Origin of the sequence: Bradyrhizobium yuanmingense (genome assembly GCF_029167105.1) — a bacterium.
GTDB lineage: Bacteria > Pseudomonadota > Alphaproteobacteria > Rhizobiales > Xanthobacteraceae > Bradyrhizobium > Bradyrhizobium yuanmingense_A.
Genome location: NZ_JARFML010000001.1, coordinates 383,519 through 402,406 on the forward strand (window position 1 = coordinate 383,519; position 18,888 = coordinate 402,406).

Annotated in this window: 18 protein-coding genes; 5 read left to right on the forward strand and 13 right to left on the reverse strand. The window is 63.6% G+C overall.

Annotated features, from left to right (window positions below; genetic code table 11):
• Positions 1–314 precede the first annotated feature (314 nt).
• The 3 genes from P0R31_RS01855 to P0R31_RS01865 are packed head-to-tail and all read left to right on the forward strand — an operon-like array spanning position 315 to position 5,101.
• A complete protein-coding gene (locus P0R31_RS01855) occupies positions 315–2,258 on the forward strand; it encodes a PrkA family serine protein kinase (protein WP_025034398.1) in 1,944 nt (647 codons plus the stop codon).
• A gap of 30 nt (positions 2,259–2,288) precedes the next feature.
• A complete protein-coding gene (locus P0R31_RS01860) occupies positions 2,289–3,566 on the forward strand; it encodes a YeaH/YhbH family protein (protein ID WP_193374965.1) in 1,278 nt (425 codons plus the stop codon).
• On the forward strand, positions 3,563–5,101 hold the full coding sequence (locus P0R31_RS01865) for a SpoVR family protein (RefSeq protein ID WP_275512599.1): 1,539 nt from the start codon (positions 3,563–3,565) through the stop codon (positions 5,099–5,101). Before P0R31_RS01860 ends, P0R31_RS01865 begins: the two co-directional genes overlap by 4 nt.
• Positions 5,102–5,328: 227 nt before the next feature.
• Here P0R31_RS01865 and P0R31_RS01870 read toward each other — a convergent pair whose 3' ends face one another.
• From P0R31_RS01870 to P0R31_RS01895, 6 genes are all read right to left on the reverse strand, one after another.
• Positions 5,329–5,766, reverse strand: coding sequence for a DUF1801 domain-containing protein (locus P0R31_RS01870; RefSeq protein ID WP_275512600.1), 438 nt, complete (start codon positions 5,764–5,766; stop codon positions 5,329–5,331).
• Between the two features lie 11 nt (positions 5,767–5,777).
• Positions 5,778–5,981 (reverse strand): hypothetical protein, encoded by a 204-nt coding sequence (locus P0R31_RS01875; RefSeq protein WP_275512601.1) that lies wholly within the window; start codon positions 5,979–5,981, stop codon positions 5,778–5,780.
• A gap of 42 nt (positions 5,982–6,023) precedes the next feature.
• Positions 6,024–6,452 carry an SRPBCC family protein gene (locus P0R31_RS01880; RefSeq protein ID WP_275512602.1) on the reverse strand — a complete coding sequence of 143 codons (429 nt, stop codon included), beginning with the start codon at positions 6,450–6,452 and terminating at the stop codon, positions 6,024–6,026.
• Positions 6,449–6,772: an ArsR/SmtB family transcription factor gene (locus P0R31_RS01885; RefSeq protein ID WP_275512603.1), complete on the reverse strand. Its 324-nt coding sequence runs from the start codon at positions 6,770–6,772 to the stop codon at positions 6,449–6,451. Before P0R31_RS01885 ends, P0R31_RS01880 begins: the two co-directional genes overlap by 4 nt.
• Before the next feature lie 254 nt (positions 6,773–7,026).
• Complete coding sequence (locus P0R31_RS01890; RefSeq protein WP_275512604.1) at positions 7,027–7,476, reverse strand: DsrE family protein; 450 nt, start codon at positions 7,474–7,476, stop codon at positions 7,027–7,029.
• A gap of 39 nt (positions 7,477–7,515) precedes the next feature.
• Positions 7,516–8,136 (reverse strand): hypothetical protein, encoded by a 621-nt coding sequence (locus P0R31_RS01895; protein WP_275512605.1) that lies wholly within the window; start codon positions 8,134–8,136, stop codon positions 7,516–7,518.
• Positions 8,137–8,460: 324 nt separating this feature from the next.
• Between P0R31_RS01895 and P0R31_RS01900 the strand changes: the two genes are divergently transcribed.
• The gene (locus tag P0R31_RS01900) at positions 8,461–9,987 is read left to right on the forward strand and encodes an SUMF1/EgtB/PvdO family nonheme iron enzyme (protein WP_275512606.1); all 1,527 of its coding nucleotides are present in this window, start codon (positions 8,461–8,463) and stop codon (positions 9,985–9,987) included.
• A gap of 16 nt (positions 9,988–10,003) precedes the next feature.
• Positions 10,004–10,450 carry a DUF4399 domain-containing protein gene (locus P0R31_RS01905; protein ID WP_036007306.1) on the forward strand — a complete coding sequence of 149 codons (447 nt, stop codon included), beginning with the start codon at positions 10,004–10,006 and terminating at the stop codon, positions 10,448–10,450.
• Here the strand turns inward: P0R31_RS01905 and P0R31_RS01910 are convergent, their stop codons facing one another.
• The 7 genes from P0R31_RS01910 to pqqD form a co-directional block, all read right to left on the reverse strand.
• A complete protein-coding gene (locus tag P0R31_RS01910; RefSeq protein ID WP_275512607.1) occupies positions 10,451–11,506 on the reverse strand; it encodes a 2-oxoacid:ferredoxin oxidoreductase subunit beta in 1,056 nt (351 codons plus the stop codon).
• 165 nt (positions 11,507–11,671) lie between these two features.
• A complete protein-coding gene (locus P0R31_RS01915; protein WP_275512608.1) occupies positions 11,672–13,519 on the reverse strand; it encodes a 2-oxoacid:acceptor oxidoreductase subunit alpha in 1,848 nt (615 codons plus the stop codon).
• A complete protein-coding gene (locus tag P0R31_RS01920; protein WP_275512609.1) occupies positions 13,489–15,288 on the reverse strand; it encodes an FAD-dependent oxidoreductase in 1,800 nt (599 codons plus the stop codon). Before P0R31_RS01920 ends, P0R31_RS01915 begins: the two co-directional genes overlap by 31 nt.
• A gap of 310 nt (positions 15,289–15,598) precedes the next feature.
• Positions 15,599–16,276 (reverse strand): DUF4286 family protein, encoded by a 678-nt coding sequence (locus tag P0R31_RS01925; protein ID WP_275512610.1) that lies wholly within the window; start codon positions 16,274–16,276, stop codon positions 15,599–15,601.
• A gap of 141 nt (positions 16,277–16,417) precedes the next feature.
• Positions 16,418–17,404 carry a prolyl aminopeptidase gene (gene pip, locus P0R31_RS01930; protein WP_275512611.1) on the reverse strand — a complete coding sequence of 329 codons (987 nt, stop codon included), beginning with the start codon at positions 17,402–17,404 and terminating at the stop codon, positions 16,418–16,420.
• Positions 17,394–18,575: a pyrroloquinoline quinone biosynthesis protein PqqE gene (gene pqqE, locus P0R31_RS01935; RefSeq protein WP_275512612.1), complete on the reverse strand. Its 1,182-nt coding sequence runs from the start codon at positions 18,573–18,575 to the stop codon at positions 17,394–17,396. The genes pip and pqqE overlap by 11 nt, the downstream gene beginning before the upstream one ends.
• A complete protein-coding gene (gene pqqD / locus P0R31_RS01940) occupies positions 18,572–18,883 on the reverse strand; it encodes a pyrroloquinoline quinone biosynthesis peptide chaperone PqqD (protein WP_275512613.1) in 312 nt (103 codons plus the stop codon). The genes pqqE and pqqD overlap by 4 nt, the downstream gene beginning before the upstream one ends.
• Positions 18,884–18,888 lie beyond the last annotated feature (5 nt).

The window sequence follows — 18,888 nt, forward strand, 5'->3', positions numbered from 1 at the left end:
CCGTACCAGCGTCATAAGATCGCCGCTCCCGGCCCGCTATGCTGCATTGCCGGACGGGGCCATCCCCGGGAACGCCCGGATGTGGCGAGCGAGTGACATTTTCTGGAAATGAGCCAGAATAGACAGAGATTCGCATAAATTACAGGCAGGTGCCTGTTCGTAACTCACAGAGTGCCTACGTTGTGCGTTGCGTCGAGTCGGCACCCGGGTGTCCAATGATCGTCATGTGCTCACGCTGATTCGAAACGGCCTGAGGAACGGTCCGGTAACTGCTTTCGTTTCAGCTTGTAGCGGAACTCACGCGGAGAGGGATCATGTACAACGATTCTCTATTCAACGCTTTCGCTCGGTCGTTCGAGGCGAGAAGCCAGCACGACATGTCGATGGCGGAATATCTGGAATCGTGTCGAAGCGATCCCATGAAATACGCGAACGCGGCCGAACGACTGCTAGCGGCGATCGGTGAGCCTCAGACGATTGACACGGCCAAGGACCCACGCCTTGGCCGTATTTTTTTGAACCGCACCATCCGCACCTATCCAGCCTTCGCCGGCTTCTACGGCATGGAAGAAACCATCGAGCGCATCGTCGGTTTCTTCCGCCATGCGGCGCAAGGTCTCGAAGAGCGCAAGCAGATCCTCTACCTGCTCGGCCCGGTCGGCGGCGGCAAGTCCTCGCTCGCCGAGCGGCTCAAGTCGCTGATGGAAGTGCAGCCGATCTACGTGCTCAAGGCCGGCGACGAGCTCTCGCCTGTGTTCGAGAGCCCGCTCAGCCTGTTCGATCCCGATCAGCTCGGTCCGATGCTGGAGGAGAAGTACGGCATTCCGCGCCGTCGCCTCACCGGCCTGATGAGCCCGTGGTGCTACAAGCGGCTCGAAGCCTTCGGCGGCGACATCTCGCAATTCCGGGTCGCCAAGATCCAGCCGTCGCGGCTGCGCCAGATCGCGATCGCCAAGACCGAGCCCGGTGACGAGAACAACCAGGACATCTCCTCGCTGGTCGGCAAGGTCGACATCCGCAAGCTCGAGACCTACGCCCAGAACGATCCCGACGCCTACAGCTATTCCGGCGGCCTCAACCGCGCCAATCAGGGCGTGCTCGAGTTCGTCGAGATGTTCAAGGCGCCGATCAAGATGCTGCACCCGTTGCTGACCGCAACCCAGGAAGGCAACTATATCGGCACCGAGAACATCGGTGCGATCCCGTTCACCGGCATCATCCTGGCGCACTCGAACGAAGCCGAGTGGGCGAGCTTCAAGGCCAACAAGAACAACGAAGCCTTCATCGACCGCATCTGCGTCATCAAGGTGCCCTACTGCCTCAGGGTCACCGAGGAGCAGAAGATCTACGAGAAGCTGATCCAGGGCTCCGAGCTCGCCTCGGCTCCTTGCGCGCCGTCGACGCTGGAGACGCTGGCGCGGTTCTCGGTGATGTCGCGCCTGCGCAAGCACGAGAACTCCACCCTGTTCGGCAAGATGCGGGTCTACGACGGCGAGAGCCTGAAGGAATCCGATCCGAAGGCGCGCAGCGTCCAGGAATATCGCGACGCCGCCGGCGTCGACGAGGGCATGGACGGCGTCTCGACCCGCTTCGCCTTCAAGATCCTGGCCGCCACCTTCAACCACGATCCGCAGGAAGTGGCCGCCGACGCCGTGCATCTGATGTACGCGCTGGAGCAGGCGATCCGCCGCGAGCAGCTGCCCGAGGAGACCGAGAAGCGTTATCTCGAATTCATCAAGGCGGACCTGGCGCCGCGCTATGCCGAATTCATCGGCAACGAGATCCAGAAGGCTTATCTCGAATCCTACTCGGATTACGGGCAGAACCTGTTCGATCGCTACGTCGACTATGCCGACGCCTGGATCGAGGACCAGGACTTCAAGGATCCCGATACCGGCCAGCTGCTCGATCGCGAGCTTTTGAACCAGGAGCTGACGAAGATCGAGAAGCCGGCGGGCATCGCCAACCCCAAGGATTTCCGCAACGAGGTCGTCAAATTCTCGTTACGCTCCCGGGCCCAGAACGGCGGCAAAAACCCGACCTGGACCTCCTACGAGAAGATTCGCGATGTGATCGAAAAGCGGATATTCTCCCAGGTCGAGGACCTGCTTCCGGTCATCTCCTTCGGGTCGAAGAAGGACGGCGAGACGGAGAAGAAGCACGGCGAGTTCGTCGCACGCATGGTGGAGCGCGGCTATACCGAACGTCAGGTTCGCCGGCTCGTCGAATGGTACATGCGCGTGAAGCAGGCCGGTTGAGGCGGATGGGAGGCGAATGGTAAAGTGCCCATTCACATTATTGACAGGCGCCTGAATCCAGGCGGTAAGAGTCTTGAGAACCGCCAGCGGTTCTTGCGTCGGGCCAAATCCCTGGTGCAGGGCGCCGTCAAGAAGACCTCGCAGGAACGCGACATCAAGGACGTCCTGGAGGGTGGTGAGGTCACGATTCCACTCGACGGCATGCACGAGCCGCGTTTCCGCCGTGAAGGCGGGACGCGCGACATGGTGCTGCCCGGCAACAAGAAGTTCATCGAAGGCGACTATCTCCAGCGCTCCGGCCAGGGCAGCGCCAAGGATTCCGGTCCCGGCGAAGGCGACAGCGAGGATGCCTTCCGCTTCGTGCTGAGCCGCGACGAGTTCGTCGATCTGTTCCTCGACGACCTCGAGCTTCCGGATCTCGCCAAGCGCAAGATCGCACAGACCGAGAGCGAAGGCATCCAGCGCGCCGGCTACACCATGACTGGCTCGCCCGCCAACATCTCGGTGAGCCGGACGGTGAAGCTCGCGCTCGCCCGCCGCATCGCGCTCAAGCGTCCGCGCAAGGACGAGATCGAAGAGCTGGAAGCCGCGATCGAAGCCTGCACCGACGAGGACGAGCGTGCGGCGCTCGTGGCCCGGCTCGAAACGCTGAAGGCGAAGTCCAAGCGCATCCCCTTCATCGATCCGCTCGACATCCGCTACCGGCGCTTCGAGACGGTGCCCAAGCCGGTTGCGCAGGCCGTGATGTTCTGCCTGATGGACGTCTCCGGCTCGATGTCCGAGCACATGAAGGATCTGGCGAAGCGCTTCTACATGCTGCTCTACGTCTTCCTGAAGCGGCGCTACAAGCATGTCGAGATCGTCTTCATCCGCCACACCGACCGCGCCGAGGAGGTCGACGAGCAGACCTTCTTCTACGGTCCGGCCTCGGGCGGCACGCTGGTCTCCAGCGCGCTGCAGGCGATGCACGAGATCGTGCGCGAGCGTTTCAACCCGTCGGACTGGAACATCTACGCCGCGCAGGCTTCCGACGGCGACAACTCCTATTCCGACGGCGAGCTCACGGGGCTGCTGCTGACCGAGAAGATCCTGCCGGTCTGCCAGTTCTTCGCCTATCTCGAGGTCGGCGAGGCCGGCGGCAGCGCCTTCGATCTCTCCGACTCCTCGCTCTGGAGCCTCTACGAACGCCTGCGCAACAGCGGTGCTCCGCTCTCGATGCGCAAGGTCTCGGAGCGCAGCGAGATCTTCCCGGTATTCCACGATCTGTTCCAGCGCCGCGACACTGCCCAGGAGAAGGCCGCTCCATGAAGGAACGTTTGTTCGAAGGCGCCGATTGGGATTTCCACACCTTGCAGCGCATCACCGATGCCTGCGAGGAGGTGGCGTTGAAGGATCTCGGCCTCGACGTCTATCCGAACCAGATCGAGGTCATCACCGCCGAGCAGATGCTGGACGCCTACTCGTCGGTCGGCATGCCCTTGTTCTACAAGCACTGGTCGTTCGGCAAGCACTTCGCGTTCCATGAGGCGTCCTACCGCAAGGGCCTGATGGGGCTGGCCTACGAGATCGTCATCAACTCCTCGCCCTGCATCTCCTATCTGATGGAGGAGAACACGGCGACGATGCAGACGCTGGTGATCGCGCACGCCGCCTTCGGCCACAACCATTTCTTCAAGAACAATTATCTGTTCAAGCAGTGGACCGATGCCGACGGCATCCTGGACTATCTCGACTTCGCCAAGAACTACGTCATGCAGTGCGAGGAGCGCTACGGCCGCATCGAGGTCGAGCGCACGCTCGATGCTGCGCACGCGCTGATGTCGCACGGCATCGACCGTTACCCCGGCAAGAAGAAGCTCGATCTGCGCGCCGAGGAGAAGCGGGCAGGGCGCCGCCGCCAGCACGAGGAGGAGGTTTTCAACGATCTCTGGCGCACCGTGCCGAAGGGTGCCGCCAAGAGCCGGTCCACCCTCAGCATCGAGCGCCGCCGCAAGCTGCTCGGCCTGCCGCAGGAGAATCTGCTTTATTTCCTGGAGAAGAGCGCGCCGCGGCTGGCGCCCTGGCAGCGCGAGCTGCTCCGCATCGTCCGCCACATCGCGCAATATTTCTATCCGCAGAGCCAGACCAAGGTCATGAACGAGGGGACGGCGACCTACGTCCATTACCGCATCATGACCAAGCTGCACGAGCAAGGCCGCATCAGCGACGGCAACTTCCTCGAATTCCTGGGGTCGCACACCAACGTGGTGTTCCAGCCCGAATTCGACGACCCGCGTTTCTCCGGCTTCAACCCCTACGCGCTCGGCTTCGCGGTGATGCAGGACATCGAGCGCATCGTCACCAATCCGGAAAACGAGGACCGCGAGTGGTTCCCCGACATCGCCGGCAAGGGCGACGTCATGGGCGTGCTGCGCGACGTCTGGGCCAATTATCGCGACGAAAGCTTCATCGGGCAGTTCCTGAGCCCGAAGTTGATGCGGCACTTCCGCATGTTCCACCTGCACGACGATCCCGAGGAGCGCGCCGGCATCCGGGTCGATGCCATCCACGACGAGCGCGGCTTCCGCCGCGTCCGCCGCGAGCTGGCGCGGCAGCACGATGTCGGCTTCATCGACGCCAATATCGAGGTGGTCGACGTCGATCTCTCCGGCGACCGCCGCCTGATCCTGCATCACCACGTTATCAAGGGCTCGCAGCTCAACGAGACCGACGCCAAGCGCGTGCTCCAGCATCTGGCCGATCTCTGGACCTACGACGTCGCACTGATCGAGGTCGATGCCAACGACAAGGTCCTGCGCGAATACGTCGTCAGCCCACGCCCGATCGCGGCGGCGGTGGCGTGAGGCGGTCGGGAGTCGAGTGATCAGGCGGCTGGCTCGCACGCGGCCCATCCTTCGAGACGCCCGCCTTTGGCGGGCCCTCAGGATGAGGACGGAGTGTGTGGCAGCAAATTTGACAGACCGAGATGCTGCTCAGCCTCACCCTGAGGAGATCGCGCAGCGGTCGTCTCGAAGGGCGAGGCGCTTGCTCCGGCTGCCGCCAAGAATCTACTTCGAGTTGACATGTTGCACTAACCCGACCGCTTGCTCACCTTCTTCTTCGACGCATTCAACTCCACCGCCGCGCGGATCAGTGCCTTCAGCGCTTTCTCGTTGACCTTGTCGCCCTCGCGGATATCGATCGCGCGGCGCACATTGCCGTCCAGGCTGGAATTGAACAGACCCGCGGGATCCGCGAGTGCCGCGCCCTTGGCGAAGGTCAGCTTCACCACCGCCTTGTAGGTCTCGCCGGTGCAGATGATGCCGTCGTGCTCCCACACGGGAACGCCGCGCCATTTCCATTCTTCTACGACATCGGGATCGGCTTCCCTGATCAGGCCTCGGATTCGCGCGAGCATCTCGCCGCGCCAGTCGCCGAGCTCCTTGATCCGGCCGTCGATCAGCTTTGATGGCGAGGCGATGCCTGCTTGCGTCGCGCTGCTCGTCTTCGCCGTCACGGGCTTCTTCATCACCGCCTCGTTCACGCGTTGCTGCGGCCGCGATAAGGCAGCGCGAACAGATAGAGCCCGGTCGCGAGCAGCGGAATCAGCGGCACCAGCGCCAGGAAGCCGATCCACACCGCCTCGACCTGCATCGTCATCGCCACGATGTTGGCGACGACGGCAAGCGTGAAAGCCATCGACAGCCAGCGATGAATTTGCCGAATCCACATTTGCGTGCTCATTGGGACCTCCTGTTGGATCAATCGAAATGGACGTCGGCAGGGCTAGCCCGCTCGCGCCAGCAAATCGTCCAGCTTGGCCAGGAACTGCTTCCAGCCGGCATGCGCGCCGCCGAACGCCTGTTTCTGCGTCGGACGGAAGCCCGCCTGCTCGACGCGCAGATGCGTGCCCGCGCTCGTCGGCGTCAGCGTGAACGTGACGATGCTCTTGAGATCGAAGGCGGCGTCCTCATGCGAGAAATTCCAGGTGTAGGCCAGCGTCTTCTGCGGCTCGATGGTGAGCACCTCGCAGTCCAGCACGCCGCCCCATTCGCCGCGCAGATTGAAGTGATGGCCGACGACCGGCTTGAAGTCGTTCTTCATCAGCCATTCCTCGATCAGATGCGGCTGCGTCAGCGCGCGCCAGAGCCGCTCGGCGGGATAGGCAAATTCGCGCTCGATGACGACCGAGCGCGTCTCGGCGGGTTCGTTCATTGGTCCATCCTCTTCAGGAGATCGTCGAGGGCATCCAACCTTTTCTGCCAGAACCCGGCCATCTGGCCGGTCCAGTCGATCAGCGGATTGAGCGCACCGGGCTGCGCGCTGTAATGGGTCTGCCGTCCTTCGTGCCGGTCGCGCACCAGGCCCGCCTGCTTCAGGGCGCCAAGATGTTTCGACACCGCCGGCTGCGACACGCCGGATCGCGTCGTCAGCGCCCCGACCGTCTGCTCCCCCTCACGGCACAGCCGCTCGAAGATCGCCCGCCGGGTGGGATCGGCGAGCGTCCTGAACAGAAGGTCGGGGGTGGTGGACATGAAAGATCCATAACTGGGAAGTTATGGGTTAACTCATAACTGTGGAGTTATGGGTTAGTCAAGTGCGACGGGAGGATACGGCGCCGCCACACTCCTCCGTCATTGCGAGCCAACGGGACCGCGCGAAGCGCGGCCCGATGACAGGCTCCGCGAAGCAATCCAGAAACCTTCCGCGGAGGCTGCTTGGATTGCTTCGTCGCACGGGCTCCTCGCAATGACGCGGAAAGGGCCGCGCCAGCCATCGCCGTGCCCGGCTACGGCCGCAAATACAGATACCCCTGCGACTGCAGTTCGGCGAGCCGGACCACGCCGCCGTTCTCGGCGTTGACGAAGCCCGGCAGCAGCTCGCTCAGCGTCACGTTCTGCGCCTTCATCGTGTTGCCGCAGGCCGCGAGCTCGACGCCGCCCTTGGAGAAATCACTGATCCGCTTGCTGACGTCGGGGTTGGCCTGCGCCCAGTGAAACGCCTTCAGCGCCGGGCCGTGGATCACCAGCGCGATTGTCACATGCTCGGGGCCGCCGACGCCCTCGATGTGGTTCTGGATGTTGCCGAGCACGAAATGGACCTTCTCGGCGTCGCTGAGATGGTAGGCGACTTTCAGCTTGTTGCTCGCGCTCACTTCCGTCGCGGCTCTGGCGCCGGAGGCGCCGAGTGCTGCGCCCAAAGCCGAGACGGCGCTCCACAAGATGCTGCGGCGGTTCATGGCATTCTCCCTGGATTGCCTGACATTGCCGCAGGCATATCATTTGTGGCGCAGGGCCGCGAGTTCCTTGCGGTCGGTCACCAGCGAGGCGCACTCGCGATTGTCGGCGCGGTCGAGACGGAAAATCTTGTCGTCGGCGCCGGCGGTCAGCGAATGCTCGGCGTCATCGTCCGGCTTGTTGTTCTGCCAGACCCTGACACGTTCGAGCCGCACGATCGCCGATCTGTCGTCCCTGGAGAGCGCAACGCCGATGCCGCCGCCATCGCAGTCGACGCCGCAGCCAAGGCGCACCTCGTCGCCGCTCCTGGTGAATACGGCGTGGTTGCATGAGCCGCTGGAATCGAAATCGCCGCTGCGGTGACGGTATCTGAAGCCGAGGCGAAACGAGTGGTGCAGCTCCTTGTCCTCCTTGTCGAACTCCGCGGAGACCAGCAGCTTCATCGAAGCGACCTTCTGCTTCGGATGCCGCGCCAGATGGTCGGCATCGTAGCGGCGGATGAAGCAGGCATAGGCCTTGTCGCCGGGAGGCTTCGCATACATCCGTGTATTGAAGGTCTCGGCCTCGGCCTTGCTGGCCTCGCGGATATCGTCGACTTCCTCGGCGCGGCCGACGCTGGTCAGCGCAGCAAAAGTGAGGGCAGCAAGGATGACGAGCTTCATGAGGGCCTCGCGCACATGACAATTTCGTCGCAGCAAGACAGAGCTGCTGTCTGTTAGACGCAGAATTGGTGACCCGCGTTCAACCGTCGCAAGCCGCTCGAGCGGTGGTCGCGGTGCGGATTCGCGCAACTCGCTTCACGCTCCGCCTTAGTCACTGATGGGCTCGAGAAGGTTCAAGCGGTGAAGCGGGCGGCCCTTCGGAACTTGAAGCCTGCAATCGCTGCGACATTGTCTCGGTTCGTCAATGTGATAGCGTTCACAGACGACCGCCTTCGGCGGTCGTAAGCTGGGGCTGCCTTGTCAGTATGTGGAGTCTCCCCCGCAATGGGCGAAATTCGCAGCTTCAAATCCGGCAATCAAGACGAGCCGCCTCCGCACGGCGCCATGCCTCGTCGCCTCGCCGCGATCATTGTCGGTGACATCGCTTCGTACAGCCGCATGATGCAGGCTGATGAGGAGGGGACGCATGTCCGCGTCAAGCGGATCGAGCGCGACCTCATCTATCCAAGCATCGTCGAGCACCATGGAACTCTGGTGAAGACGACAGGCGATGGCTTCATCGCCATTTTCGACAGCCCTGTCGAGGCCGTTCGATGCAGCATCGTCATCCAGCAGAACCTCATCGGCCGCAACGCGCCGCTTCCCAAGCATTCGCGGCTCGAATATCGGATTGGCGTCAATCTCGGCGATGTGATCGTGGAGTCGGACGATGTCTACGGCGACGGCGTCAACATCGCCACGCGCATCGAGGGCATTGCCGAGCCCGGTCAGGTCTATATCTCCGGCGCGATCTACGAGCAGATCAAGCACAAGGTAGTATGCGGCTATGAGTCGCTCGGCGACCGCAAGGTCAAGAACATCACCGATCCGGTGCGCGTGTATCGTGTGCTGCCGGACGCTGATGCGGTCGGCAAGACAAGAAGCCGGCGTGAGAACGCGCTGATCTTTTTGCTGGCCATTACAGTGCTGATGATGGCCACCGGCGTGCTCTGGTATTTGCTGGCGCAGCCCGGCAGAATGGGCGAGCAGGCTGCCGCGCCGCCCACCGCTCCGGTCGTCTCACCGGTTCCTCAGCCGTTGCCGCGCGAGGCGGCGAAGCAGACGCCGCAACCCTCTCCGTCATTGGCTTCGTCGCCTTCGGCCCCGACTCCGGCTCCCAGCCCATCGGCAACGCCGGTGCGCGAGCCCGAAATGATCGCCATTCGCGGCGGCAGCTTCGCCATGGGTAGCAACGAAGATCCGACCGAGCGTCCCGTCCACCAGGTCACGATCAAGCCGTTCTCGATCGGAAAATACCCGGTGACGGTGCAGGAGTGGAACGAATGCGCTGCCGCCAAGGTGTGCGGATTCACGGCCACCGGCAAGGACGATGCCCCGGTCAGCAATGTGAGCTGGACCGATGCGCAGCAATATGTCGCCTGGCTCGCGCAGGCGACGAAGAAGCCCTACCGGCTTCCGAGCGAAGCCGAATGGGAATATGCGGCACGCGGCGGCACACAGACCAAATATTGGTGGGGCGACAAGCTGCAGCCGGGCATGGCCGGCTGCAAGGATTGCGGTGAACTTGCCGCCGAGCAGCCGGCCAAGGTCGGCAGTTTCAAGCCAAATCCGTTCGGGCTTTACGACATGGGCGGCGGCATCGATCAGTGGGTCGCGGACTGCTGGCACCGGACCTATCAGGGCGCGCCCAGCGACGGCTCGGCGCGGACCAGCGCTGACTGCAGCTCTCATGTCCTGCGCTCAGGCTCCTGGAAGAACGATTCGAGATATGTGCGGCCGTCAAACCGCGGTGGATACGACACCGGCGTCCGTTACCCCACGCACGGATTCCGGATCGCGCTCAGTCCGTAGTACTGGAGTCAATTTGATGAAGATCGTTTCCTGTATCGCGCTGGCGGCCGCCATCGCATTGCTCCCCGGCGCGGCCTATCCGCAAGGCAAAACTGCGCCAAAGGACGCCAAGCTTTATTTCATCTCGCCGTATGACGGTCAGAAGATCCGTGGTGGGTTTTGGGTCCGGTTCGGCCTGCGCAACATGGGCGTGACGCATGCCGGTGACGACTACCACAATGCCGGCCACCATCATCTGTTGATCGATGTGAAAGACCCCATCGATGCCAAGGAGCCGATTCCGCAGGACAAGTCCCATCTGCATTTCGGAGCGGGACAAACCGAAACGTTCCTCGAGCTTCCGCCGGGCACGCATACGCTGCAACTGGTGCTTGGCGACGCCAAACACTATCCGTTCGAACCACCCGTCGTGTCGGAGAAGATCACGATACGCGTCAGGCCGGCGGCATCAGCGCGAAGATGATCACCGCAGGCTGGCGTTGATCTTGTCCAGGACCGCCGAGCCGGGACAGAGCGTGTCCGCCTCCAGCGCGTTGAGCGGCGTCTCGACCGTGTTGAGATGCTCGTGCAGGTCTTCGGCATCGGGATCGACGTAAAGAAGACCGGTGACGATCTGCCCCTTGGCGGCGTGCCGCGCGAGGAAGGTCTGGGCGCCCAGCCGGTCGTGCGGATCGTAGTCCGCGTCGATCTTGCGCAGCGCGATCTTGCTGCCGTCGTGCTGCTCGACCACCTGCACCGTGCCGGGCGCGTAGTCCACCGCAATGGGATCGCGGCCGACCAGCACGTCGAGCCGATTCACGGCGTCGTTGTGCTCGCGGACATAGTCGAAGCTTTTGGTCGAGCCGGCGTGGTTGTTGAACGCGATGCAGGGGCTGATGACGTCGATGAAGGACGCGCCCTTGTGGCCGATCGCGGCGGCGATCAGCGGCACCAATTGGCTCTTGTCGCCGGAGAAGGAGCGCGCGACGAAGGTGGCGCCCAGCTGCAGCGCCATCGCGACGAGGTCGATGGCGTTATCGGTATTGGTGACGCCTTTCTTGCTCTTCGAGCCGCGGTCGGCGGTCGCCGAGAACTGGCCCTTGGTCAGGCCGTAGACGCCGTTGTTCTCGACGATATAGGTCATGTTGACGCCGCGACGGATCGAATGCGCGAACTGGCCGAAGCCGATCGAGGCGGAATCGCCGTCGCCGGAGACGCCGAGATAGATCAGGTCGCGGTTGGCGAGGTTGGCGCCTGTCAGCACGGATGGCATGCGGCCGTGCACGGAATTGAAGCCGTGCGAATTGCCGAGGAAATAGTCCGGCGTCTTCGACGAGCAGCCGATGCCGGAGATCTTCGCCACCCGGTGCGGCTCGATCGAGAGCTCGTAGCAGGCTTCGATGATCGAGGCCGTGATCGAATCGTGGCCGCAGCCGGCGCACAAAGTCGAGATCTTGCCCTCGTAATCGCGGTGGGTGTAGCCGAGCGAGTTCTTCTTCAGGCCCGGATGATGGAATTTTGGTTTTGCGATGTAGGTCATGCGAGCACCTGAAATTTCCGCGGCGTCATGGCCGGGCTTGACCCGGCCATCCACGTCTTGGCCGGGAAAAGAAAGGCGTGGATGCCCGGGCATAGGCGAGCGGAAGCGACGCCGTTCTTCGAACGGCTAAGCCCGGGCATGACGGAGGAGAGCGCAAGGTGTTGTTCATGACACGGCCTTGCGGAGCGGGGTCACCTTGAGGTGGTCCTGGTGGTCGCCGATGGCTTTGGCGATGAAGCGGGCGGTGATCGGCGTGCCGTCGTAATGCACGATCGGCACCAGACGGACGGGATCGATGCCGTTCTCGTTGACGATGAGCTGGCGCAGCTGGCTGTCGCGGTTCTGCTCGACCACGTAGACGAAGTCGTGCTCGGCGAGGAAGCTCGCCACGCTCGAGTGGAACGGGAAGGCGCGGATGCGGAGGCGATCGAGCTGATGCCCGCGCGCTTCCAGCAGGCCGATCGCCTCGTCCATCGCCGGCGAGGTCGAGCCGAAATAGATCACGCCATATTTGGTCGGCCGTTCCGCATTGGACTGCAGCGGCCGCGGCACCAGGTCCTGCGCCGTCTCGAACTTGCGGACCAGGCGCTGCATGTTGTCGGCGTAGACCGTGCCTTCCTCGGAGTAGCGCGCATAGCGGTCGCGCGACGTGCCGCGGGTGAAGTAGGAGCCCTTGGTCGGGTGCGTGCCGGGGTAGGTGCGGTAGGGAATGCCGTCGCCGTCGACGTCGAGATAGCGGCCGAAGTCGCGGCCTTCCTCCAGCATCTCCGCCGTCATGACCTTGCCGCGGTCATATTGCCTGGCATCGTCCCACTTCAGCGGGCGGCAGAGCCGGTGGTTCATGCCGATGTCGAGATCGAGCATCAGGAAGATCGTGGTCTGCAGCCGCTCGGCGAGATCGAAGGCGGCCGCCGCGAACTCGAACGCTTCGGCCGGATCCTCGGGGAACAGCAGCACGTGCTTGGTGTCGCCATGCGAGGCATAGGCGCAGGCGATGATGTCGCATTGCTGGGTGCGGGTCGGCATGCCCGTGGAGGGGCCGGCGCGCTGGATATTCATGATCACGGCCGGGATCTCGGCAAAGTACGAGAGGCCGATGAACTCGGTCATCAGCGAGATGCCGGGGCCGGAGGTCGCGGTGAAGGCGCGGGCGCCGTTCCAGGACGCGCCGATCACGATGCCGATCGAGGCCAGCTCGTCCTCGCCCTGCACGATCGCGTATTTCGCCTTGCCGGTTTCAGGATCGTGCCGGTACTTCTTGCAATGGGCGGTGAAGGCTTCCGCCACCGACGATGACGGCGTGATCGGATACCAGGCGCACACGGTGGCGCCGCCATAGACGGCGCCGAGCGCGGCCGCGCTGTTGCCCTCGATGAAGATGCGGTCGCCGACCTTGTCGGACTTCTTCACGCGCAGCCCGATCGGGCATTTCAGGTTCTGCAAGGCCCAATCGCGGCCGAGATGCAGCGCATGGACGTTGGAGGACAGCAGCTTCTCCTTGCCCTTGTACTGCTCGCCGATCAGCTGCTCGATCAGCTTCGGATCCATGTCGAGTAGCGCCGAGAGCGCGCCGAGATAGATGATGTTCTTGAACAGCTGTCGCTGCCGCGGATCGGTATAGGTCGAATTGGTGATCGCGGTCAGCGGCACGCCGATCACGGTGATGTCGTCGCGGAATTTGGTCGACGGCATCGGCTTGGTGGAATCGTAGAACAGATAGCCGCCGGGCTCGATGCCGGCGACGTCCTTGTCCCACGTCTGCGGATTCATCGCCACCATCATGTCGACGCCGCCGCGGGCGCCGAGATGGCCGGCTTCCGTCACGCGCACCTCGTACCAGGTCGGCAGGCCCTGGATGTTGGAGGGGAAGATGTTGCGTGGGCTGACAGGCACGCCGTGGCGCAGGATCGCGCGCGCGAACATCTCGTTGGCGCTGGCCGAGCCCGAGCCGTTGACGTTGGCGAAGCGGACGACGAAGTCGTTTACGCTGCTGATCGGCTTTTTGTCGGACATGTCGAACCTGCGTGGGTCATCTCGATGAAATATTTCTGCATGTCCCAGGCGCCGGTGGGACAGCGCTCGGCGCACAGCCCGCAATGCAGGCAGACGTCCTCGTCCTTCACCATCACGCGCCCGGTCTTCAGGTCCGAGGAGACGTAGAGGTCCTGGTCCGGGTGAGCGGAGGGCGCCTTCAGGCGCTGGCGCAGATCGCTTTCCTCGCCGTTGGCGGTGAAGGTGATACAATCCATCGGGCAGATGTCGACGCAGGCGTCGCACTCGATGCAGAGCGAGGTCGAGAACACGGTTTGCACGTCGCAGTTCAGGCAGCGATGGGCTTCGCCGAGCGCGAGCTTGACGTCATAGCCGAGCTCGACCTCGGCGCGGATGTCCTTCAGCGCGACGACCTTGTCGCGATGCGGCACCTTGTAGCGCTTGTCGGGCGAGATGTCGTTGTCATAGCTCCATTCGTGGATGCCCATCTTCTGCGAGGAGATTTGCACCTCCGGCAGCGGGCGCTCGTCGACCGCTTCGCCCGAGAGCATCTTGTGGATCGACAGCGCGGCGTCATGGCCGTGCGCAACCGCCCAGATGATGTTCTTCGGGCCGAACGCGGCATCGCCGCCGAAGAACACTTTCGGATTGGTCGAGGCGAAGGTCTTCGGATCGACCTTGGGCATGTGCCATTTGTCGAATTCGATGCCGCAATCCTGCTCGATCCAGGGGAAGGCGTTCTCCTGGCCGACCGCGACCAGCACGTCGTCGCAGGGAATGGTCTGATCGGGATCGCCCGAAGGCACCAGGTTGCGGCGGCCTTTGGCGTCGTATTCGGCCTTGACGTGCTGGAAGGTGACGCCGATCAGCTTGCCGGCGACGTGCTTGAAGGCCACCGGGACCATGTAGTTGAGGATCGGGATATCCTCGTGGATCGCGTCCTCCTTCTCCCAGGGCGAGGCCTTCATCTCGTCGAAGCCGGAACGCACGACCACGGTGACTTTCTCGCCGCCGAGCCGGCGTGCGGTGCGGCAGCAATCCATCGCGGTGTTGCCGCCGCCGAGCACGATGACGCGCTTGCCTATTTTGTCGACATGGCCGAACGACACGTTGGCCAGCCATTCGATGCCGATATGGATGTTGGCGGCGGCCTCTTTCCGGCCGGGAAGCTCGAGCTCGCGGCCGCGCGGCGCGCCGGAGCCGACGAAGATGGCGTCGTATTTCTCGGCAAGCAGCGCCTTCATGCTGTCGATGCGGTGGCCGCCTTTGAACTCGACGCCGAGACCCAGGATGTAGCCGGTCTCCTCGTCGATCACGGAATTGGGCAGGCGGAATTTCGGGATCTGCGTGCGCATCATGCCGCCGGCTTCCGGGTCGGCATCGAACACGGTGCAGTGATAGCCGAGCGGCGCGAGATCGCGTGCCACCGTCAGCGAAGCGGGACCGCCGCCGACCAGCGCGACGCGCTTGCCGTTCTTCGGCCCGGGCTTCGGCAGCCGCTGCCTGATGTCGTCCTTGAAATCCGCTGCAACACGCTTGAGGCGGCAGATCGCGACGGGATTTTCCTCCACGCGTCCGCGCCGGCACGCCGGCTCGCAGGGACGATCGCAGGTGCGTCCCAGAATGCCGGGAAATACGTTGGATTTCCAATTGATCATGTAGGCATCGCTGTAGCGGCCTTGGGCGATCAGTCGGATGTATTCGGGAACCGGGGTGTGCGCAGGACAGGCCCACTGGCAATCGACCACTTTGTGAAAGTAGTCGGGGGCCGCGATATCGGTCGGTTTCATTCCTACCCTGTCCGCGCAGGCCCAAAGACCCCGCGGCCTTTTTTGTTAGAGCTTGGCGAGCGCTTAACGCGCTTCGATCTGGTTTCTGAATGACGTCATTGGGTTAGCTTATTAGAACCGTTCCGAAGTACAACGGCAAATTTGCGCGCGTCACGGCTTTCATGGGAGCTACGCGCAGACAGCATTAATGCCGCACGCGGTTGCGCGTGCGCTGCAGCATCCCTCTCCGTCATTCCGGGCTCGTCGCTGCGCGCCGCCCCGGAATGACGGAAGAGAGGCGCACGGCTGCTTACGCATCGCTATTGTGAGTTCAGCCGCGCGCGATGTCGCTCTTCGCGAGGTCCCACATCAGGCAGTAGGTGCCGACGGAGATCGGAAGCGGGAAGGGCGCCGCAGCCGGGCCGGTGAAGCGCTCGGCGATGACGGCGGAGACCGCATTGACATGCGTGCCGTCGATCAGCACGAACCAGTCGCGCGCGCCCTCGTTGCGCACCGCCGGAATTCCCGCCGTTGCGCCCGACAATTCCGGCTCGCTTTCGAGCAGGTGCATCGAGATGATGCCGTCGCGGTCTTGCGGCGCCAGCTTTTCTTGCAGCGCATCACGCCACGCACCGGCGTTGCCCGCCGTCGGCCGCAGACGCACCAGGCCGAGCGCGGCCCCGCGCCCGGTGCCGTTGCTGATGGTGATGCGCGCGACGACACGCAGCATGTCCTTGAAGCGCGCCATGGTCTGCCGCGACCAGTCGGTCGGGTTCGCGAGCCGCGCCCGGTAGGCGGGGCTGTCGAGCACGTCGAGCGTCGCGGTCGAATACAGGCTGAGATATTTGGGATTGGCGGCATGCGCGACATAGCGCCGCGCTTCGAGGAACCCCTCGATCGCGACGCGCTCTTCCAGATGCTCGCGATCGTACCAGCGGTTGAAATCGGCCTCGTCCGCAGCGTCGATGTTCATCGACGTCAGCAGCATGCCCTTTCCGGCGAGCGGCATTCTTCTTGTCCTTGCTTCCAGACCCTCATGGTGAGGAGGCGCGAAGCGCCGTCTCGAACCATGAAGGCTCCGCTGTCGCACCCGGCCATTCATCCTTCGAGACGCGCTCTCCGAGCGCTCCTCAGGATGAGGAGATAGACCCTAGCGAGCGATCTTCGATGCGAGGTCCGCGATCGACTTCATGACCGCGTCCCTTACGCCGCCATCATAGAGCGAATGTCCGGCCCCTTCCACGATACGAAGCTCGGAACCGGGCCATACTTTCGCAAGGGCCTGGGATGTCGCGGGGGGACACAACAGATCATAGCGCCCCTGCACCATGATGCCGGGAATGCCGCCGAGTCGCTCCGCATTCTGCAGCAGCTGGTTCTCTGTCATGAAGCTGTCGTTGATGAAATAATGCGCTTCCATGAACGGCGTCGCCGGCAAGGTGCGCCAGACGTTCAGCGCGGCGAGGTCGAGCCGCGTCCTGGCCGCCTTGTGCTCCGATAGAGCGCGCTCGGTGTCGTGCCAGGCCTTCGCCGCCGGGCCATGCACGGCAGGGTCGGTATCGAGGATGCGGCGCCAATAGGCATCCACCGGCCGGTCGCGCTCCTCGGCCGGCAGCACGCTGAGGAAATCCTCGTACAGCGCGGGATAAAATTGCGACAGGCGCGAGGTGAAGGCGGTCTCGACCTCCGCCCGCGTGCCGAGAAACGTCGCGCGCAGCGCAATGCCCGAGACGCGCTCGGGATGCGCCTGCGCATAAGCCAGCGCCAGCGTCGCGCCCCAGGAACCGCCGACCACCATCCAGTGTTCGAAGCCGAATTTTTCGCGGATCTTTTCCACGTCCGCGATCAGGTGCTGTGTGGTGTTGTGCTCGCGCGATCCCTTGGGCCGGCTGCGGCCGCAGCCGCGCTGGTCGAACAGCACGGCGCAGAAGCGGTCGGGATCGAACAGCCGGCGATGGTCGGGCTGGCAGCCGCTGCCAGGCCCGCCATGCAGATAGACCGCAGGGATGCCGTCGCTGCGGCCGACGCTCTCGACATAGAGCTCATGGCCCTCGCCGACGGCGAGTATGTCGGAGGTCAGCGGCGCAAAGGGATCGGCACGTTTGGTGGAAGCGGCCGCGTCGGCGTCAGGTCCCATTCTCGGATTCCAGGGTGCCGCCGGCGAAGTTGCGGTAGAGGAAGCGGCTGGTCTCGCCTGCGGCCTCGGCTTCCGCCTGCTTGAAAATGGTCTCGTGCAGCGGCGACAGCGCGCAGGCCGGGTCGGTGTTGGCGGCGTCCCCGGTCAGCGCGAAAGCCTGGCAGCGGCAGCCGCCGAAATCGATCTCGCGGAATTCGCAAGTCTTGCACGGCTCCTTCATCCAGCCGGTGCCGCGATAGCGGTTGAAGGCGTCCGAGTTCTGCCAGATCCAGGCGATCGAATGGTTGGAGCGCACCGACTCGAAATCGAGCCCGGTGATGCTCTCGGCGGCATGGCAGGGCAGCACCTTGCCGGCGGGCGAGATGTTGAAGAACTGCCGGCCCCAGCCGCCCATGCATTTCTTCGGCCGCAGCGCGTAATAGTCAGGCACGACATAGTCGATGGTCAGCCGGCCCTTCAGCCGCTCGCGCGCCGTCTCGACGATGCCAGTGCATTCCTCTAGCTGCGCCACGGTCGGCATCAGCGCGGCGCGGTTCTTCAGGGCCCAGCCGTAATATTGCACATTGGCAACCTCGAGCCGGTCGGCATCGAGATCGAGCGCCATCTGGATGATGTCGGGGAGCTGGTGCAGGTTCTGCCGGTGCATCACCGCGTTCACGGTGAGCGGCAGGTCGAGCTCGCGCGTCCATTTCGCCACCTCGAGCTTCTTGCGGTGACCGCCTTTGTAGCCGGCAACGCGATCGGCGAGGCCTTCCTCGATGCCCTGGAAGGAGATCTGCACATGGCAGAGCCCGGCATCTGCGAGATCGCTGAGCCTCTCGCGCGTCAGCAGCACGGCCGAGGTGATGAGATTGGTGTAGAGCCCGGCGTCGCTGGCATGCTTCACCAGCTCGACCAGATCTTTTCGTGCCGTCGGCTCGCCGCCGGAGAAATGCACCTGGAGCACGCCGATCTCGGCGAGCTCGCTCAGCACCTTTTTCCACTCGTCCGTCGTCAGCTCCTTGCCAGAGCGGTCGAGCTCGACCGGATTGGAACAATAGGGACATTGCAGCGGGCAGCGATGGGTGATCTCGAGCAGCACCGCGAGCGGGATGCCGAACGTCTCCGCCGTCGAGCGCTGCTTTTCCAGCACCGCGAGGCTGTCGCTGGGCGGGATGGTCACGTCGCTCATGACGTCTTCTCCCTGATCTCGGTGAGAAAGCCCTTGTCGGCGAGATCCTGCAACATGGCGATGACGTCGACCAGGATCGCCTCGCGCGGCGCAGCGTACTTCGCGGCGAGCTGATCGGCGACGTCGCCGACATTGCGCTCGCCGTTGCAGAGTTGCAAGACCTCGACCGCAATCTCGTCCGGCGCCAGCACGCGCTCCGGCGCCAGGATCACCCAGACCTTGCGCGTCTCGTCATATCTGAGCTTGGCATGCCGCGGCAGCACGGGGCGGCTTGCCCCGCTGACGCTGATGTTCCGCGGCCCGGCCATTGATC

Coding starts and splice junctions, on each gene's coding strand:
- P0R31_RS01875 (WP_275512601.1), bottom strand. CDS start 5,981: ATGAGCACGCAAATGTGGATTCGGCAAATTCATCGCTGGCTGTCGATG.
- P0R31_RS01915 (WP_275512608.1), bottom strand. CDS start 13,519: ATGTCCGACAAAAAGCCGATCAGCAGCGTAAACGACTTCGTCGTCCGC.
- P0R31_RS01920 (WP_275512609.1), bottom strand. CDS start 15,288: ATGAAACCGACCGATATCGCGGCCCCCGACTACTTTCACAAAGTGGTC.
- P0R31_RS01880 (WP_275512602.1), bottom strand. CDS start 6,452: ATGAACGAACCCGCCGAGACGCGCTCGGTCGTCATCGAGCGCGAATTT.
- P0R31_RS01890 (WP_275512604.1), bottom strand. CDS start 7,476: ATGAACCGCCGCAGCATCTTGTGGAGCGCCGTCTCGGCTTTGGGCGCA.
- P0R31_RS01870 (WP_275512600.1), bottom strand. CDS start 5,766: ATGAAGAAGCCCGTGACGGCGAAGACGAGCAGCGCGACGCAAGCAGGC.
- P0R31_RS01885 (WP_275512603.1), bottom strand. CDS start 6,772: ATGTCCACCACCCCCGACCTTCTGTTCAGGACGCTCGCCGATCCCACC.
- pqqE (WP_275512612.1), bottom strand. CDS start 18,575: ATGAGCGACGTGACCATCCCGCCCAGCGACAGCCTCGCGGTGCTGGAA.
- pip (WP_275512611.1), bottom strand. CDS start 17,404: ATGGGACCTGACGCCGACGCGGCCGCTTCCACCAAACGTGCCGATCCC.
- P0R31_RS01900 (WP_275512606.1), top strand. CDS start 8,461: ATGGGCGAAATTCGCAGCTTCAAATCCGGCAATCAAGACGAGCCGCCT.
- pqqD (WP_275512613.1), bottom strand. CDS start 18,883: ATGGCCGGGCCGCGGAACATCAGCGTCAGCGGGGCAAGCCGCCCCGTG.
- P0R31_RS01905 (WP_036007306.1), top strand. CDS start 10,004: ATGAAGATCGTTTCCTGTATCGCGCTGGCGGCCGCCATCGCATTGCTC.
- P0R31_RS01910 (WP_275512607.1), bottom strand. CDS start 11,506: ATGACCTACATCGCAAAACCAAAATTCCATCATCCGGGCCTGAAGAAG.
- P0R31_RS01925 (WP_275512610.1), bottom strand. CDS start 16,276: ATGCCGCTCGCCGGAAAGGGCATGCTGCTGACGTCGATGAACATCGAC.
- P0R31_RS01855 (WP_025034398.1), top strand. CDS start 315: ATGTACAACGATTCTCTATTCAACGCTTTCGCTCGGTCGTTCGAGGCG.
- P0R31_RS01865 (WP_275512599.1), top strand. CDS start 3,563: ATGAAGGAACGTTTGTTCGAAGGCGCCGATTGGGATTTCCACACCTTG.
- P0R31_RS01895 (WP_275512605.1), bottom strand. CDS start 8,136: ATGAAGCTCGTCATCCTTGCTGCCCTCACTTTTGCTGCGCTGACCAGC.